Annotated in this window: 15 protein-coding genes and 1 pseudogene; 1 reads left to right on the forward strand and 15 read right to left on the reverse strand. The window is 35.8% G+C overall.

The window, feature by feature from the left end; translation table 11 throughout:
* The 3 genes and pseudogenes from EM808_RS28930 to EM808_RS17085 all read right to left on the reverse strand — a co-directional run.
* Window positions 1-207 (reverse strand): annotated as a pseudogene (locus tag EM808_RS28930) (group II intron reverse transcriptase/maturase); the annotation flags it as partial.
* Between the two features lie 154 nt (window positions 208-361).
* The gene (ltrA, locus tag EM808_RS17080) at window positions 362-1,606 is read right to left on the reverse strand and encodes a group II intron reverse transcriptase/maturase (RefSeq protein ID WP_127739415.1); all 1,245 of its coding nucleotides are present in this window, start codon (window positions 1,604-1,606) and stop codon (window positions 362-364) included.
* Between the two features lie 516 nt (window positions 1,607-2,122).
* Complete coding sequence (locus EM808_RS17085; protein ID WP_205685868.1) at window positions 2,123-2,911, reverse strand: reverse transcriptase domain-containing protein; 789 nt, start codon at window positions 2,909-2,911, stop codon at window positions 2,123-2,125.
* 684 nt (window positions 2,912-3,595) lie between these two features.
* Here EM808_RS17085 and EM808_RS17090 point away from each other — a divergent pair.
* The gene (locus EM808_RS17090; RefSeq protein ID WP_127739416.1) at window positions 3,596-3,865 is read left to right on the forward strand and encodes a hypothetical protein; all 270 of its coding nucleotides are present in this window, start codon (window positions 3,596-3,598) and stop codon (window positions 3,863-3,865) included.
* Between the two features lie 279 nt (window positions 3,866-4,144).
* Here EM808_RS17090 and EM808_RS29565 read toward each other — a convergent pair whose 3' ends face one another.
* From EM808_RS29565 to EM808_RS17150, 12 genes are all read right to left on the reverse strand, one after another.
* A complete protein-coding gene (locus tag EM808_RS29565) occupies window positions 4,145-4,270 on the reverse strand; it encodes a hypothetical protein (RefSeq protein WP_268926523.1) in 126 nt (41 codons plus the stop codon).
* Between the two features lie 397 nt (window positions 4,271-4,667).
* On the reverse strand, window positions 4,668-5,231 hold the full coding sequence (locus EM808_RS17100; RefSeq protein WP_127739417.1) for a hypothetical protein: 564 nt from the start codon (window positions 5,229-5,231) through the stop codon (window positions 4,668-4,670).
* Window positions 5,164-5,859 (reverse strand): hypothetical protein, encoded by a 696-nt coding sequence (locus EM808_RS17105; RefSeq protein WP_127739418.1) that lies wholly within the window; start codon window positions 5,857-5,859, stop codon window positions 5,164-5,166. Before EM808_RS17105 ends, EM808_RS17100 begins: the two co-directional genes overlap by 68 nt.
* A gap of 591 nt (window positions 5,860-6,450) precedes the next feature.
* The gene (locus EM808_RS17110) at window positions 6,451-7,494 is read right to left on the reverse strand and encodes a galactitol-1-phosphate 5-dehydrogenase (protein ID WP_127739419.1); all 1,044 of its coding nucleotides are present in this window, start codon (window positions 7,492-7,494) and stop codon (window positions 6,451-6,453) included.
* A 166-nt stretch (window positions 7,495-7,660) separates the two neighbouring features.
* On the reverse strand, window positions 7,661-9,169 hold the full coding sequence (locus EM808_RS17115; protein ID WP_127739420.1) for an FGGY-family carbohydrate kinase: 1,509 nt from the start codon (window positions 9,167-9,169) through the stop codon (window positions 7,661-7,663).
* 18 nt (window positions 9,170-9,187) lie between these two features.
* Window positions 9,188-10,021, reverse strand: coding sequence for a class II aldolase (locus EM808_RS17120; RefSeq protein ID WP_127739421.1), 834 nt, complete (start codon window positions 10,019-10,021; stop codon window positions 9,188-9,190).
* A 15-nt stretch (window positions 10,022-10,036) separates the two neighbouring features.
* Window positions 10,037-11,065, reverse strand: coding sequence for an alcohol dehydrogenase catalytic domain-containing protein (locus EM808_RS17125; RefSeq protein ID WP_127739422.1), 1,029 nt, complete (start codon window positions 11,063-11,065; stop codon window positions 10,037-10,039).
* Window positions 11,066-11,170: 105 nt separating this feature from the next.
* The gene (locus tag EM808_RS17130; RefSeq protein WP_205685869.1) at window positions 11,171-12,538 is read right to left on the reverse strand and encodes a PTS galactitol transporter subunit IIC; all 1,368 of its coding nucleotides are present in this window, start codon (window positions 12,536-12,538) and stop codon (window positions 11,171-11,173) included.
* Window positions 12,539-12,543: 5 nt separating this feature from the next.
* The gene (locus EM808_RS17135; protein ID WP_127739424.1) at window positions 12,544-12,825 is read right to left on the reverse strand and encodes a PTS sugar transporter subunit IIB; all 282 of its coding nucleotides are present in this window, start codon (window positions 12,823-12,825) and stop codon (window positions 12,544-12,546) included.
* Between the two features lie 6 nt (window positions 12,826-12,831).
* The gene (locus tag EM808_RS17140; protein WP_127739425.1) at window positions 12,832-13,113 is read right to left on the reverse strand and encodes a PTS sugar transporter subunit IIB; all 282 of its coding nucleotides are present in this window, start codon (window positions 13,111-13,113) and stop codon (window positions 12,832-12,834) included.
* A gap of 15 nt (window positions 13,114-13,128) precedes the next feature.
* Window positions 13,129-13,593, reverse strand: coding sequence for a PTS sugar transporter subunit IIA (locus EM808_RS17145; RefSeq protein WP_164849696.1), 465 nt, complete (start codon window positions 13,591-13,593; stop codon window positions 13,129-13,131).
* Between the two features lie 2 nt (window positions 13,594-13,595).
* Complete coding sequence (locus EM808_RS17150; RefSeq protein WP_235856644.1) at window positions 13,596-15,671, reverse strand: BglG family transcription antiterminator; 2,076 nt, start codon at window positions 15,669-15,671, stop codon at window positions 13,596-13,598.
* Window positions 15,672-15,682 lie beyond the last annotated feature (11 nt).

Here is a 15,682-nt window from a genome sequence, read left to right on the forward strand (position 1 = left end):
TTCTTTAGTCTCTCTGAGTTTACCTTGGACTTTCTTCCTGCTCGACTTCCGTTTTACACGAAATTTCCCTTGTTTACTTTTGCTGCAATAATGGGTAAATCCAAGAAAATCAAAGGTTGCTGGTTTGGTATTTTCTATTCGTTTTGCGTTATGTTCCGCAAACCTCCCGAAGGGAATGACCTTCGTTTTATCCTCTGCTATCTCCAAATTAAATTTCTTTAATCTCGACTTTAAAGACTCATAAAATTGTTGAGCCTCTCTTTTGTGTTGAAAACAACATACGAGGCAAGTAGACCACTGGAACCTCCCCAGTAGTCCCTCTCAGAACCGGACGTGAACCTCTCAGCTCATCCGGCTCCCATTATTCAGCCGTAGGCTTAATACCTAATTCCCAATGTTTAAAGAACTTTGGGTTCTGATTTGCAATTCTACCTAAGAAATATTCAGCTCTTTTCTTGTGACGAGCCAACCTTTTATATTTCTTCCTTGCCCACATTATTAAGGCTTTGTTGATATGCCTTAATGTTGAGTACATTTCTGATTTGTAGAACTTACCATAGAAATTTATCCAGCCTATTATCTTTGAGTTAAACATTTTGGATAGGTCTTCAAGGTCCTTTTCTGCTTTCAACTGTAATTTCCAGTTCCTTACTTCTTGTCGAATTGTTCTCTTTGATTTGTTACTAATCGCAGGTGTAAAGTTGATAAAGTGCTTTCCCCATCTATTCTTAGAACGTCTTGGTCTGAACGTATAGCCTAGAAAATCAAACGAAATATTCTCGTGATTTTCTTTTCTATCCTCATCTTTACAATATATAATTCTTGTTTTGGATGGATGTAGCTCAAGCTTACATTCCTTCATCCTATTGTTTAATGATTCAAGCAATCTAACTGCTTCAGCTTCTGAATTGCAATGGATAACTGCATCATCTGCATATCTAGCAAATGGATTATTGGGATGGTTAATGGTCATCCATTTATCAAATGTGTAATGTAGAAATAGGTTCGCAAGAACTGGACTTATGACTCCACCTTGCGGTGTACCAGAGATACGTTCTTTTATACCTTCTTTAGTTTGAAAAGGAGCACTAAGCCATCTTTCAATATATAGCTTTATCCATTTGATATTTGTGTGCTTTTCCACTGCTTTCATTAGTAATACATGATCAATGTTGTCGAATAAGCCTTTAATATCAAATTCTAGAACCCAGTTGTATCTCCAACACCTTTTGCGAGTTATCTCTAATGCTTGAATGGCACTTTTCCTAGGTCTGTAACCATATGAATCCTCATGAAAGTAAGGTTCCACCGAGGGTTCAAAATACAGTTTTGCAACCATTTGTGCAATTCTATCTGTAACAGTTGGAATTCCTAGTGTCCTTGTGCCACCAGCTTTCTTTGGAATATCTACAGCTTTAACAGCTGGTGGAAAGTAACTTCCTGAAGACATTCTGTTCCACAGTTTATAGAGATTATCCTTTAGGTTTAGTTCGAATTCTTCTATTGACTCCTCATCAATTCCTGCTGATCCTTTATTTGCTTTTACTCTTAGAAAGGCTTCATAAATCACCCTTTTTGATATTGCATATGGCTTTGTTTTATTCATAAGTTCCTCCCATTTTATGATGGTTGACTTGCTCATAAAACTGAATAACATAACCCCTTTGCTCTACCTCCGTTAGGAGGTTTCTTTGCTACTACGAGTTATTCCGCCCCTATACATAGCATTGGTACTCTAATTCTTGTGGGTCTTCCACTTGAATTTCTCCCTTAACATCCATGTCGTAGGTTCCCACGTTCCACACTCAAGCCTATATTAAGTTCACGCCGCCTTTATACCGGTCACCGAACGGACAGTAAACAGGTTTCCTCCGAACTTATCCTGAGTTAACGACTCCCCCTCAGTTTTGATGACAACCCTATGCTTTCGATACTTCCTCGGCGGTTCAATGATTTTCGTCTCCTTAATATGTACCTGACAAAGTCTTGCTCTGCCTTTTCCTTAACGCTCAATACCATAGCTTTTGACTATAGCACCATAAGGTGGTTTGCAATCTCTACCTGTATAGCGATTGCGAGAGGCCCACTCTCATCTTAAGTGCAGCATAGCTTCCTATTGTGCTTAAGCACATTTTGGTTGCTTTCGTGGCACACAATCATCTGCATACCTTACTATATAGGCCTGTCCTTCACACTGTTTCCTAACCACTTTCTCAAACCATAAATCGAGAACATAATGGAGATAAATATTTGCTAAGATAGGCGATACTACTCCACCTTGCGGTGTACCAGTTTCCGTTTTGTATTTCCTACCTTCTTCCATATATCCACCTTTTAGAAACCTACTGATTATTCTCAGAAGGTTTGGGTCGGCTATTCTATGTTTCAAGAACTCCATCATCCATTTATGATCAACATTATCAAAGAAACCTTTAATATCTACATCTACTACATAGCTTACTGCTCTCTTTTCAATATAAAAGTTTAGTATTTTCAACGCATCGTGGCAGTTTCTATTTGGTCGAAACCCAAATGAACAATTTAGAAAGTCATTCTCATAAATTGCATTAAGTATTTTGGCAATCCCTTTTTGTACAATTTTATCCTCGTGTTCTGGTATCCCCAATGGTCTTTTCTTGTCAGAATTAAGCTTTGGGATATACATTCGTCTAACTGGGACAGGGCGATAACTTTTGCTTTTCAGTCTACTTGCTAAGTCCATTATGTTTTCTTCCAGATTTTCGGTGTACTGTTCTTTAGTTGTACCATGCACACCGGTTGCCTTCTTGTTCGGTAGCTCAAAATGACATTGAGTGAGTGATTGTCCATTTAATAGATGCGCAAGAGATGTAAATTTCATTTTGGCATTAGATTTTGCTAATTCTGCTATCCTTAGTAGTTTTGTTTCCATTTATTATCCCTACCTCTGTGTGTAGTAAATGTTTCCCTAATAAGGGTGATAACTGATAGCTAGCCTTTCCTCCATCGGCATTACCCAACTTCATTGGTACTACGCTGCTATCCGACTCCCTAAACAGCATTTGGTTTCCTTGCTTATTATCGCTTGTACACCATACTCTTCTATAAAGAAGAGACCGATAGGGTCTCCCGAGTTGCCGTATCATATCGATGTATAACGTGCCAAGGTCTCTGACTCCAGAGAGGTTTTATCCTTCTTGCCTTTAACAAAGGATAAAATGTTGCTTTCTGCACGCAGGTAAGGCATCAGCCCTCTCGGTTTACTAACGTTTATGGAGCTCAATCCCTTCAACCATATGGCTTTCGGCCCGCTACCTCACTGTCTACGCTTAAAGATTAAAGTTACCTTTAATCCTCCAAGACTCGCTACGAGCGAATGGCTAATTCTTACTCGGCGGGAATCCCACCCGCTATATGATACGACCTAGGCTCGGCCGCACACCTGCCCCGTTTCTTCCATAAGCAAGTTTTTCATTTATTACAGAATTGCTGCCTGTCTTCCCTTTTTCCTTAGTCCTCACAGTTCATTTAAATATAATTAAATGCCTAAACATAATAATTGTCCATTTGTTTTTTTTGTCTGATAATTAAGAGTAGAGGAGAGTGAATGGTAAAAATGAAGAAATTTCAAATACATCTAAGTTTTAGGAATGGTAATAAACATACCTTTATTGAGTGGGCACCAGGAGATCGAGAAATTATAAATAGAATTACAAACTCAGCTCTCGGTCGTTGGTATGTATTTACCGATAACTATGTTAGGTATCAAGTATTAAAAGAAGAAATAGTAAGTATAGGAGTATCCTTAACAAATGAGCAAATGAATGATTACAACAAACAGCAAAATGATTATTTACAACAATATGGTGACAGTGAATCTTATTAAGGAAAGATAAGACATCCATTTTAGAGAAGGATGTCTTTTTATTTTGGGAGCTAGGAAGGTTTAAAACTGTCACTGATGATAAAACACTACACACTCAATGACTTCTTATTATTAACTTTGTGAATAAATATACTTAAATAAAACTGCCTCGTTAGTGATATGACGTTTTGACTAGTCACTAAAATCTTTAAAAAGAGTTTCTATTTCCTTACCATCATAAAATTCTCCATCGCTAATAAACTTTTCAATTTCTACAGTACCATCTTTCATAAACTCCACTTACCAACGTTGACCTGGCACTGCAATTTCAATCATAATGGCATCATCTCTAACTTTATTTAGCTTGTAAAATATATTCCTTAATTCTAATTTATTAAGGAAATCAATTAACTTCTTAAGATCCAACTGAATCTTCCCCCTCTAGGTATATTCTTATATTTTTATCTACCCTTATGGCACTATCCTGCCCCGTTTGTTTTATAAGCTATGTTTTCAGTTTCATTATAGTGCCATAAGACTTTAACAAAAGGGTATTAATCCTTATTGAATCAAATCCCTCTATTATTTAATAGTAACTATTCACAATCTATTAATTAAGTTCTTATAAGAATGCTGTCCAGACTTTTACATAAAGAAAGGTTAAGCCATAAATAAAATGCAGTTTTAAGTTATGTTTTCATTCAATATCTCCATTAATCCTTAGTATGTTACAACACATTAGAAACATCTGTTAATAAATGTAATCGCAAAATAAAAAGCCCGACTCAATTTGAGGGGGCTTTTTACTTTGCAAAAATTAATATTAATTATTAAAAGACCATGGCTTATTAATATCAAAAAATTCAGCAACAACTTCTTGTTTTTCATTTAGTATATCTAGTTTATAATTTGCTGGGTCTAATGCTTGATTAAGTTGATCATCCGATAAGTTTTCAACTAACCCACCATTAAGGTTTATGGAATAAAAACTTTTATTAGTATCCTTTTTTGAAGGTGAATCTAGATTTATACTAACTGGTTTAGGCGGACTTTTAGGGTCAAGTATATCGACTAATATTGAAGATTTTTCAGAGATTGTTACATACCATGCACTATTCAGCTTGGATAACTTCTCAATATAGATATCTCTTATGCCTATATTTATTTTAAAATTCAACCTATTATTTCTTTTTTCAATTTTTAATGGTTCCCATGCAAAATTATCTCCAGTAAGATCGTCTGCAGAAATATATTTGTTAGTTTCTGATGATGAAACTTCTTCTTGTTGATTGTTTCTAATACCCTCTGATGCAGTCTTATCACAACCGACTAGTGTTAAACCTAAGATAATTAGAATAAAGCTTAATGAAAAAGTCCTTTTTAGCATTTAGTTTTATCTCCAATTCAGAGTTTTTTAACTGCTTTTTAGAATACTCTTCATAAGTATATTTAGCATCAACCGGAGTAGATTTAATTAATTTTCCTCGGTTATATTTTACTATACTTCCTGTTGTTTTTACAGCTGAAGAACCATATTCAATTGATGTTTTTGTTCCACCTTCAATCGTCCATGTAAGACTTACTTCAACTGTGTCTGTTTTCCCCCAAGCTTTTTCTCCATTAATACCTATTTTTCCCTGAATCAATTTCCAATTTACAGCCGTTTCGAATTCACCACCAATTTTCCCACTTGAAAACTTTGTTCTAGTAACCTTTCTACTCACACTATTGTCCTTTTTCCCTCCATTACTAAATGAACCTGACCAATCAATATTATGATATGTTTTTTTAGTAGCCATTTGGTAGTATGTACCGCTATAATCTACTGCAAGGGTTGATACAGAACCAGGAGTACTAGTTGGATAACTTTTAAAATCCTTTTCAATAGGGGTAGTAAATACGTTTTCGGAATCCATTACTATATCTGAACTCGCTGCATGTGCTGGAGTAATTGGAGATACTAAAAATGATGCACCTAATAATAGTGATGTGGCTATTAAACTAATTTTTTTCATAATTTACAAACACTACTAATGTTGGTATTTTTTGTTATATCATACATATATCATGTCAATTGCAAAAAAATGTATAATATTGTCAGAAAAAATATATTTTGGAAAAAATGTTGAACTTTTACTTAAAACTTTATAAAAATAACAAAATGCTAATTTTACTTTTTATAATAACTCCCTCACTGCATAGGTAGGCATCCACCTTCTTTCGCTAACCTGCCATTATAGTTGCATAAACAGAATGCCTTACCTTTTTACAGCAAAGCTCCCTCACCTAACAAATACTTTATCTCTCAAATAGGAATTTCACACGAAACAGAGCGGTAACTCCTAATACAAGCGTTAATCCTTCTTAGATTGAATAATTCGCAGAAAAAAACTTCTAACCTCATATATACCAGAGGGTTCGATGGTCCCATTACTGCATCAATTGTTATTTACTGCAGACTTATATTTTCATATTTTTTGTTTATACTTTGTTATAACCAGAAAAAATACCCTATTCATAAGAAATAGGGCTAAAATGTTCTGCGATAATTATTTTATGCAATCATTTTTCGTCATCCTTTTATGCCTAGCCTTTTAACCTTCCATTCACAATGTGAATATAACTTTAGTAAACATTTCGTCACGACCTATAATACGTTCAAATATTTCTGGTCCCATCTTTAGCGGGACACGATGAGAAATAAGTGGTTTTACTTGTAATTGTTTATTGCTCATGGAATTAATAGTTGCGAGAAACTCTCTACCTGGAAACGGTGCCGAGACAGCATTCCAAGACCCAAATACCTTTAGCTCCTGACGGACAATCTTTTCAAAATAGAAGCGTTCTATAGAAACGTCCGAATATGGAATACCTAAAAATACTACTTCTCCCCCTTTTTTTGGTAAGGCGAATATTTGAGCAGATGTAGCTGCAGATCCTGCCGCTTCAACGGCTAAATCAACTCCATATCCTTTTGTAAATGTCATAATTTGTTCAAATGTACTTCCATCTCTAGGATTTACTAATATGTCTGCCCCCACTTGTTTTGCTAGTGTTAATTTTTCTTCTTCGATATCAATGGCGTATACCTTTTCTGCACCAAAAATTTTCGCCCATTGAATTGCAAGTAACCCAATTGTTCCACATCCCATTACCGCTACTGAGTCTCCTGGCTTTAAGCTTGTTTTAAAAAGTCCATGCACAACTACTGCAGAAGGCTCCACAAACGCAGCTTCTTCAAAGGATATACTGTCTGGAATGGAAATTACATTTTCTCTTGGTACCTTTACATATGTAGCAAATCCTCCAGGAACTTTTGCACCTGTTACAAGTAGGTCTGGACATGCTGCAATATAACCAGAACGACAATAATCACACTTCCCACAATATAGTGCAGGACATACAGCTACACGAGCACCTAAACTTAGATCGGTAACATTATCGGCAATTTCTACTACTTCGCCAGCATATTCATGACCCCAAATATTCCCAGGAGTCAAAGGACCTAACTTCTTATACCTAGAAATATCAGAGCCACATATACCGGCCCTTTTTACTCTAATAATTACTTCATCATTGTGTTCAATCGTTGGCTCAGCAGATTCTTCATACCTCAAATCTCGTGCACCATATAAACATAATGACTCCATATGAAAATCCCCCCGTTTTCATGACTAAGAATACTTTGGAATAAAAAATAGCATCATTCCACTCCACCTTCTTCTTGTGAAGTGGAATAAGTTAATTTGGCATTTATACCAGACAGAGCGTTAATGATAGAGCAAATTTCATTAACAGACTATTTAAGGATTTAGCTTAAGAATCCGAAAACTTAATAAGGTCAAACTCTCTTTTTATTTTTGAAAGCGGCATGTAAATCTGTTGATAATACTCATTAAATAGGTTTTTATTTTCTTGTGAAGGAAGATACCTATCATAGGAGTTAACTGGTAATTTATCAATATAGCCTTGTTTAATTGCAGCTAATATTCCAGCACCTCTTGCTACCGCTTCGTCTGTTTTATACGAGAGAATTTCGCAATTAAGAATATCTGCTTTCAGCTGCAGCCATAATGGATTCAGTGTTGCTGGACCTATAACCTTCATGCTTCTAATTGGCTGATCAGTAAATTCAGTATAAGCATCCTTTAAGGTTCTCAGCTCAAAGCAGAGTCCAGCTAAAACGGCAAATAACATGCTTTTGTTATCAGTGTTATCTTGAAGACCATATAAGAGACCCCTAGAGCTAGAATCCCGATATGGGGGGCCGCTTCCTCTTAAGTGTGGAATAAATAACAGTAGGTTTTTGATTAATTCCTTAGAATTTTTCTGATAATCTTGATAAATAGTATTACTTAGCTCAACTAATTCGGCAAAAGAAGCTAAAAAGTTTTTCGTAAACCAGTTCAAGCTATGACCTGCTGTAGGCATTGATCCATATAAACTGAATAAATTGTCCTTCACATACAAGCCATTTGAAATAGCATATTCCTGAAATTTACTATTTAAGAATGGCTTGTTTTTTAGCAAAAGTAATCCCTCCGTCGTCCCAGTTGAATTGAGAAGTTCGTTATCAACAGCTAAATTCGTACATATGGAACCTGCCATATGATCATGACCAGCTATCGCTATATTTATACTCGGATTTAATCCAATTTCGCTAGCTATAGTTTTGCTTATTACAGAGAGAGAGGCGCCTGACTCGACTAGTTGAGGAAATGTCTGAGTATTCAAGTCGAAATATTCAATCATTTCAGTTGACCACTTTTGACTAGATAGGTCGAGCAATAAAGTTCTTGACGCAAGACTTACATCAGTAGCATATTTTCCAGACAGCTTGAAGGCGAGAAACCCAGACAAGCAGGTCCATTTTTTTAATTTTGCATAGCGCTCTGGAAATTTATTTTTTATCCACAGGAGCTTAGTCAGACTATGATTACTATGAGAAACTATCCCTGTTATCGCATATAGTGATTGCTGTCCTACAATATTGTTAATTAGTTCAGCTTCAGATTTTGAACGTGGATCAAACCAAGTAATTGTTGGCTCAATAATTTGATCTTGTTCATCTAATAAAACGATGGATTGAGCTGCGCTGGCTATGGAAATAGACTTCAACTCTGAAGGATTATCTATTTTATTTGATAAGAAGTGAAGACCTTTTTTGACTCCGTTCCAAATCTTTTCCATTTCAAATTTTGAATCATTATTATCCCACTTGGTAGGGGTAGAAAAACGGTATAAATCAACTAATTCAAAATCTGGTAGTTGAAATAAACAGACCTTTACATTTGTTGTTCCGATATCAATCCCAATAACATACATATTTTATCCCGCCTAGACTTATCTGTTTAGCGTACTCAGTTTTTCAATAACTACTTCTTTCACTTCAGATTGTGCTTCTAGTAATACACTAATAAGATTGTACTCATTTGGATTTTGTTCATATCGTTTTCCAACAGATGAAATAAACCGTTTACGGAGATCGCTGGCAAGATTGATTTTCCGGACATTATAATGTTTTAATTGTCCTAGAATTTCACCAGGAATTCCTGATCCGCCGTGTATAACTAATGGAACAGTAACACTATCTGCAATTTCACGCAGTAATTCTAGATTAATATTCGGCTGCTCATCTAATCCGTGTATGTTACCGACTGAAACAGCAAGTAAGTCAATTCCTGTACGCTCTACAAAGTCTTTTGCAAGCAATGGATCTGTTTGAGCAGATTCATCTGAAACATGGTCATCTTCTTTACCACCTAACTCACCTAATTCTGCTTCTACTGCCACCCCTCTTTCATGGCAGTATTCCACTACTTCTCTTGTAAACTTAACATTTTCTTCATACGGCAATTTAGAAGCATCAATCATCACAGAATTAAAACCAGCAGCAACTGCTTGCTTAATGTCTTCAAAGGTCATTCCGTGATCTAAATGTAATGTTACTGGAATATCCACTTTTTCCGCTGCCGATTTAACTATATTAGCGATATAATCATAGCCTGACAGCTTCACATTCGTAGGGGCAATCTGGACAATAACTGGTAACCCTACCTCGTTAGCACCTTGAATAATAGAAAGGGTCATTTCTAGGTTCGTTGTATTAAATGCTGGTGCAATAAGGTTTTTCTCCCCTAATGTATTTAAAAACGATTTCATTTCAACTAATGGCATAGCTTTTTCCTCCTATTAATCTGTGATAACTACTTTTATTACCTTTTCAGCAGGGTTTGCAGCGAAATTAATCGCCTCCCCGACCTGGTCTAGTGACATTTCATGTGTGATCATACTTTTAGCATCGATTGTTCCATTTGAAATGTGTATAATAGCTTCTTCAAATTCAAATGGAGACACACTATAAGTACCTACTATTGATATTTCATCTTTAAAGAATCTGCTTGCATCTATTTGCACCTCTGAATTCTGCTCAAATGGCGAGAAGCAAATTACTCGACCTCCGCGTCTTAACAACTGTATCGCCTCTGGTAATAAAGAGGAGATACCTGCAGCAATGATGACAATATCTACACCCTCATTATTTGTAACCTGATTTACTACAGCTTTTAGATTTTCATTTTTTATGTTTACAGGATAATCAATGCCAAATTTCTTCGCTTTCTTCAACTTATACGAAGAAATATCCGAAATGATTACCTTGCTTACATCCTTATGCTTAAGGAGTTGACCATGAATCAAGCCGATAGGACCAGCACCCATTATTAATACATTATCTCCTGGACGTATATCCGCTGCTTTTTGACCGTGTATACAACAAGCGACTGGTTCTGCTAAGGATGCATGAAGGTAGCTCATACTGTCAGGAATTTTGAAAAGTAAATGGCGGACATGTCTTTCAGATAAATGAATATATTCGGAGAAGCCGCCCGGAACAATATTTGTTTGTTTAAATTCAGGACAGAGTGTATATTGCTGCCGTTGACAATAATGACAGGTGAAGCAAGGCACATGAATGGCTCCAACCACTCTGTCCCCAACATTAAACTTCGTAACTCCCTCCCCTATCATGACAATCTCACCTGCAAATTCGTGACCGAGAACCGTTTCTGGCGGAACACTTCTATGAATCGCCTTATGAATATCCGTCCCACACACTCCACAAGCCTTTAGCTTTAACAGCACTTCCCCATAGCCAATGTTAGGAGTTTCCATGTCTTTTAAACGAAAGTCATTTACATCATGGTATACACTTGCTTTCATTATCTTAATCTCCTTTAATAGAGAATAATTAGGAGAAAGGCTTCTATTCTGTTACCTCTTTAGCAACCAATTATTCTCTAATTGTTAACAATGTTTCCATAAAAATTAAGCTTTAAATTGTCCATTGTCATCAAAGTCTCTTCTTGTAATCTTATATGCCAGCCAAATAAAGAAGGCAATAAAGGGAATAGCTCCTATAGCAAAGAGATTTCCTTGTGAGATCATCACTAACCAGTAGCGGAACGGATTTCCACCATCTAAAAAGCTGTTAACCAATGATGATGCACCTTCCGGAAATTTAAAACTAATGCTTTTAGCTACTTGTGTAACCAATGGCGCTAAATACGATGCGATATAGAGATTGGCGATAATTACTGGTATTCCAATGAAAATGGAGCGAATGATATTTCCTCTACAAGCAAGAACAATCATAGCAAGTGGCACAGTTAAGGTTGACAAATCACCTAGCGGAATAATTTTATTCCCTGGTAAAATCACTGCTAATAATATTGTAATCGGTGTCATTAATAGAGCAGTAGAAATTACAGCAGGGTTGCCAATGGCTACTGCAATATCTAGACCAATTGTAATATCCTCCCGTTCAGGGAATTTCTTTTTAAGCAATGCACGTACAGCATCAGATAACGGAATTAACCCTTCCATTAAGATACGAACCATACGAGGCATAATAAGCATGACAGCGCCGAGATTCATTCCTAGTTTTAATACACCCTCCGTATTAAATCCCGCCAGTATACCAATAACTACTCCTAAAATTAAGCCGATCATCATCGGTTCCCCGAAAACCCCAAAGCGTTTTTGAATGGATTCTGGATCTGCTTTTAGTTTGTTTATCCCTGGAATAGAATCAATAATTTTGTTCCCTAAAATCCCAATCGGGAAAAATATAGCAGATGATAATGTCGGTAAGGATATGCCAGGAAGGTTAAACCTTTTTTGGACATAAGGAGCCGACCAATCTGCAAATTTAAGAATGGTAACAGTTGCTATTGCCGAACCAAGTAATCCTAAGAAAAAGTTTCCTGTTGCACTATAAACCAATGCACCAGCAAAACAGAAATGCCAATAATTCCATAAATCAATATCAACTGTTTTTGTCCAACGCATCATAATCATCGCTATGTTTAACAAAACAACCATTGGAATAACAAATGGTGCTACCGGAGAAGCGAAAGCAATAGCAGCAAGTGGCGGCCAACCAGTGTCGACAACAGGTAGATTTATACCAGTTCTCTCTACCATTGCTTGTGCAGCAGGACCAACACTTTCTATAAGCAAATCAAAGATTAAGAATATCCCAACAAATCCCATGCCTATAACTACAGCAGATCGTAACGCTTTTCCCGGCTTTACTCGAAAGCAAAGTGCCAATATGAAGACAACTATTGGCAACATAACTGTAGGTCCTAAATCAAGAATGTACTGAAAAGCATCTAATATCTTTTGGCCCATATTACTCATCCTCTCAACAGTTCAATTATCTTATCTAACAGCTCATCTTCCCCAATACCTGTAATAATAGGTAATGCATTTACAAGAGGTGTAGTTAATTTTGTTTCTACTTGTGATGTCACGACAAATAAATCGACTGAGTTATCTAATGAAGGCAGTTCTCCAATAATGGCCTGTTGATATGTCACATCTATTCCATTATTTTTACAATGCTCTACAACTTTCTCTGCTACCACTGTTGATGTCGCAATACCACTTGAACAAGCAAATACAATACTCTTTTTCATTTACTGTCACCCCTTCAAAATTCCGACTATTTTATCTAGCAATTCATCCTCCCCAATACCTGTAATGATAGGTAAAGCGTTTACAAGAGGGGTAGTTAATTTTGTTTCTACCTGTGATGTCACAACAAATAAATCGACTGAGTTATCTAATGAAGGCAGCTCTCCAATGATGGCCTGCTGATATGTCACATCTATTCCATTATTTTTACAATGATCTACAACCTTCTCTGCTACTACTGTTGATGTCGCAATACCACTTGAACAAGCAAATACAATACTCTTTTTCATCCTTATTTCCTCCTCTTATTTAGTAGATAATTCCTTTACAAGGTAACTGTACAACTGATCGTTAGACATAGAAGATAACTTTCTAAGGTTTCCTTCTTCTTTTAATAGATCAATAATTTGTTTTAATATATTTAAATGCTTAGTGCTTTGGGATAGGCTTAATAAAAAGATAATTTTAACGGAAATAGTATTCTCCTTATTCACCATATCTTGAAAATCTACTGGCTTATCTAAGACAGCAACAGCAATCGAATCTTGTTTAACATGTTTTGGCTCAGTATGTGGTATGGCAATACCGATATCAAATGCCTCCAATCCAGTTGGAAAGTTTTCTTCCCTGCTTATTAAGCTTTCATAAAAACTATCATAAATAAACCCTTGTTCAAAAAGAGAATCTGTTAAGATTTTCAATGCCTCTTTCTTATCAGAGACTTTTAAATCTGTAACTATCGATTTTTCAGTAATGACAATTTCAGACAAGATCACCACTCCTTTGTACTTACATTAGAGAATTTTTCTATTATAGCTACTATTTCTTCTTTCGTTTCTGCCTTCAATATTTTGTTTATATCCTTTTGGCTTTCTGCAAGTCTTCTAAGCTGCAGAATCGGCTTTATATGTTGTTCCTTATCAACTGCGGCAATGACACAAATTAGGTTCACTGAGTGGTTTCCACTAAATCTAACTGGTTCTTTAAGTTTCAGAAAACTCATACCTACTTTGTAAACTTCATTCTTTGGATTGGAATGAGGAATAGCCATGTTTTTTGCTAACATAATATAGCTACTATCGTTTTGATATTGCTCAATCATTGCTTCCACATAATTAACACCAATAGACTGATTATTCAACAGAGGCTCTGACGCTAACCAGATCGCTTCCTTCCAATCATTCACCTTATCACATGTTGTAATAGTCTTAACATTGATTAAATCTTTCAGGGTTAGCCTAGTTTTCACCTCATCACTGGCTTCACTAACAGGATTATATTTATTTAAATAATTATTTAAACCTTTTAATAATCCTTCCGGATTCTTTATTTCTGCATACTCACTAACTACTTTTAATAGCTCATGGACATTAACATGAATAGGTACAGAACCATATTTTTCATGCAATACTCGTTTCCTAAGCTCTGCTCTCTCTCGCTCATTTAGTACAGTTGGCACTATGAACTGCTGTATACTAGTCGGCAATCTGTGAGTAGTGAACAAGATATCCATTTTCCCTTTATAATTGGAGAAATCCCGATGAGACATGGCCTCAAGAAACAAAAATTCTGGAAATATTGACCGTAAATTTACTTGAAGCAGCTTAGAGACAGATACTCCATTCGGGCAAACAACTGCTGCAACCTTCTTTTGATTGAATTGCACTCCATACTGAATTAACCAACCACCAACAATCATTGTTAAAAACGTATTCTCACTCTCTGGAATGGAGCATCCTAATATGGTTTCAACTGGCCTAGTAGACAGCTTAACTATCTCATGTAAATCCTCCAATTTTTCGTCAAACTCGATAGACATTGAGTTTACTAATCCTAAATTATATTTAATACGATAGTAAGCCGGCTTAAAATGAAGGTAGAGCTTATCAATCAATTCATGCTTATTTGGTACATCGATTGCACTTCCCTTCTCGATAATGTTCACCATCTCAAGTAGTGCAGCTTTTAAGTCAAGTAGTTTATCATCATTCAATACCTGTGAAGACGATACATTCATTGTAAGGAGCTGTAAGGTAAGAAAAAGCTGTTCTTTAGGTGGAATATTATCCAATTTAGCAAAAACCTGCATCACAGCTAAATATTCCTTCGTATCTTTCAAGTCTAAGAAGTCAATATGGAAATTAGGTTCAATTATTTTCCCCATGTTCACACGCTTTTTCCAAACTGCAATGATATAAGGCAAGGCAAGAAATCTCTCATCTGTAAATTTAATACTTAAATAAACTTCAATATGCTCTAACTTCTCCCGAAGGTCTTCCACTTCACTTTCTACCAGTCCTGAATAACTTAAGAGGATTTTTTCCCCATTGAAGAATGAGAGTATTGATTGGATAACCATTACTAACAATCGTCGCTTATCATACTCCTTTCCAGTAATTCTGTATCCTTTTTGGCGAGAGTAATTAATTTTAAGATTATAATTTTCTAGTTCAGCTTGTGCTGCACTAATGGTTCTTAAAATAGTATTCTTTCCTAATCCCAATGCGGATACTAAATGATGTAAAGATAAATCCTCTTCTCTGCAAAGAAGCATAATAAGAATAACGGAAATGCGTTCTTTTTCAGAAAGAATATATGTTTCTACAACAAGATCTAAATCGTCATTATTAATTGGGAGTAAATGAATCAGTGTAGATGGAACTAAAAAATTCCCTGTTTTCGTTCTTTCAATTTTGGGATGATTCATTTCCCTTACCCAATTATTAATTTTTTCCAAGCTATAATTAATTTGGCGACGATTTAAAACGAGTTTTTTCTCCAAGGCGGATAAGTTTGTTTTGGGATCGTTGATAATTTCTTGTAGGATTTGCATGCTTCTTTTATCCATATACACGTTTA

It is taken from the genome of Niallia taxi, assembly GCF_004005475.1.
Taxonomy (GTDB): domain Bacteria; phylum Bacillota; class Bacilli; order Bacillales; family Cytobacillaceae; genus Niallia; species Niallia taxi.

What these genes read in the sequence shown, in the direction of transcription:
- ltrA (WP_127739415.1), bottom strand. Translation starts at nt 1,606, where the DNA reads ATGAATAAAACAAAGCCATATGCAATATCAAAAAGGGTGATTTATGAA.
- EM808_RS17085 (WP_205685868.1), bottom strand. Translation starts at nt 2,911, where the DNA reads ATGGAAACAAAACTACTAAGGATAGCAGAATTAGCAAAATCTAATGCC.
- EM808_RS17090 (WP_127739416.1), top strand. Translation starts at nt 3,596, where the DNA reads ATGAAGAAATTTCAAATACATCTAAGTTTTAGGAATGGTAATAAACAT.
- EM808_RS17100 (WP_127739417.1), bottom strand. Translation starts at nt 5,231, where the DNA reads ATGCTAAAAAGGACTTTTTCATTAAGCTTTATTCTAATTATCTTAGGT.
- EM808_RS17105 (WP_127739418.1), bottom strand. Translation starts at nt 5,859, where the DNA reads ATGAAAAAAATTAGTTTAATAGCCACATCACTATTATTAGGTGCATCA.
- EM808_RS17110 (WP_127739419.1), bottom strand. Translation starts at nt 7,494, where the DNA reads ATGGAGTCATTATGTTTATATGGTGCACGAGATTTGAGGTATGAAGAA.
- EM808_RS17115 (WP_127739420.1), bottom strand. Translation starts at nt 9,169, where the DNA reads ATGTATGTTATTGGGATTGATATCGGAACAACAAATGTAAAGGTCTGT.
- EM808_RS17120 (WP_127739421.1), bottom strand. Translation starts at nt 10,021, where the DNA reads ATGCCATTAGTTGAAATGAAATCGTTTTTAAATACATTAGGGGAGAAA.
- EM808_RS17125 (WP_127739422.1), bottom strand. Translation starts at nt 11,065, where the DNA reads ATGAAAGCAAGTGTATACCATGATGTAAATGACTTTCGTTTAAAAGAC.
- EM808_RS17130 (WP_205685869.1), bottom strand. Translation starts at nt 12,538, where the DNA reads ATGGGCCAAAAGATATTAGATGCTTTTCAGTACATTCTTGATTTAGGA.
- EM808_RS17135 (WP_127739424.1), bottom strand. Translation starts at nt 12,825, where the DNA reads ATGAAAAAGAGTATTGTATTTGCTTGTTCAAGTGGTATTGCGACATCA.
- EM808_RS17140 (WP_127739425.1), bottom strand. Translation starts at nt 13,113, where the DNA reads ATGAAAAAGAGTATTGTATTTGCTTGTTCAAGTGGTATTGCGACATCA.
- EM808_RS17150 (WP_235856644.1), bottom strand. Translation starts at nt 15,671, where the DNA reads ATGGATAAAAGAAGCATGCAAATCCTACAAGAAATTATCAACGATCCC.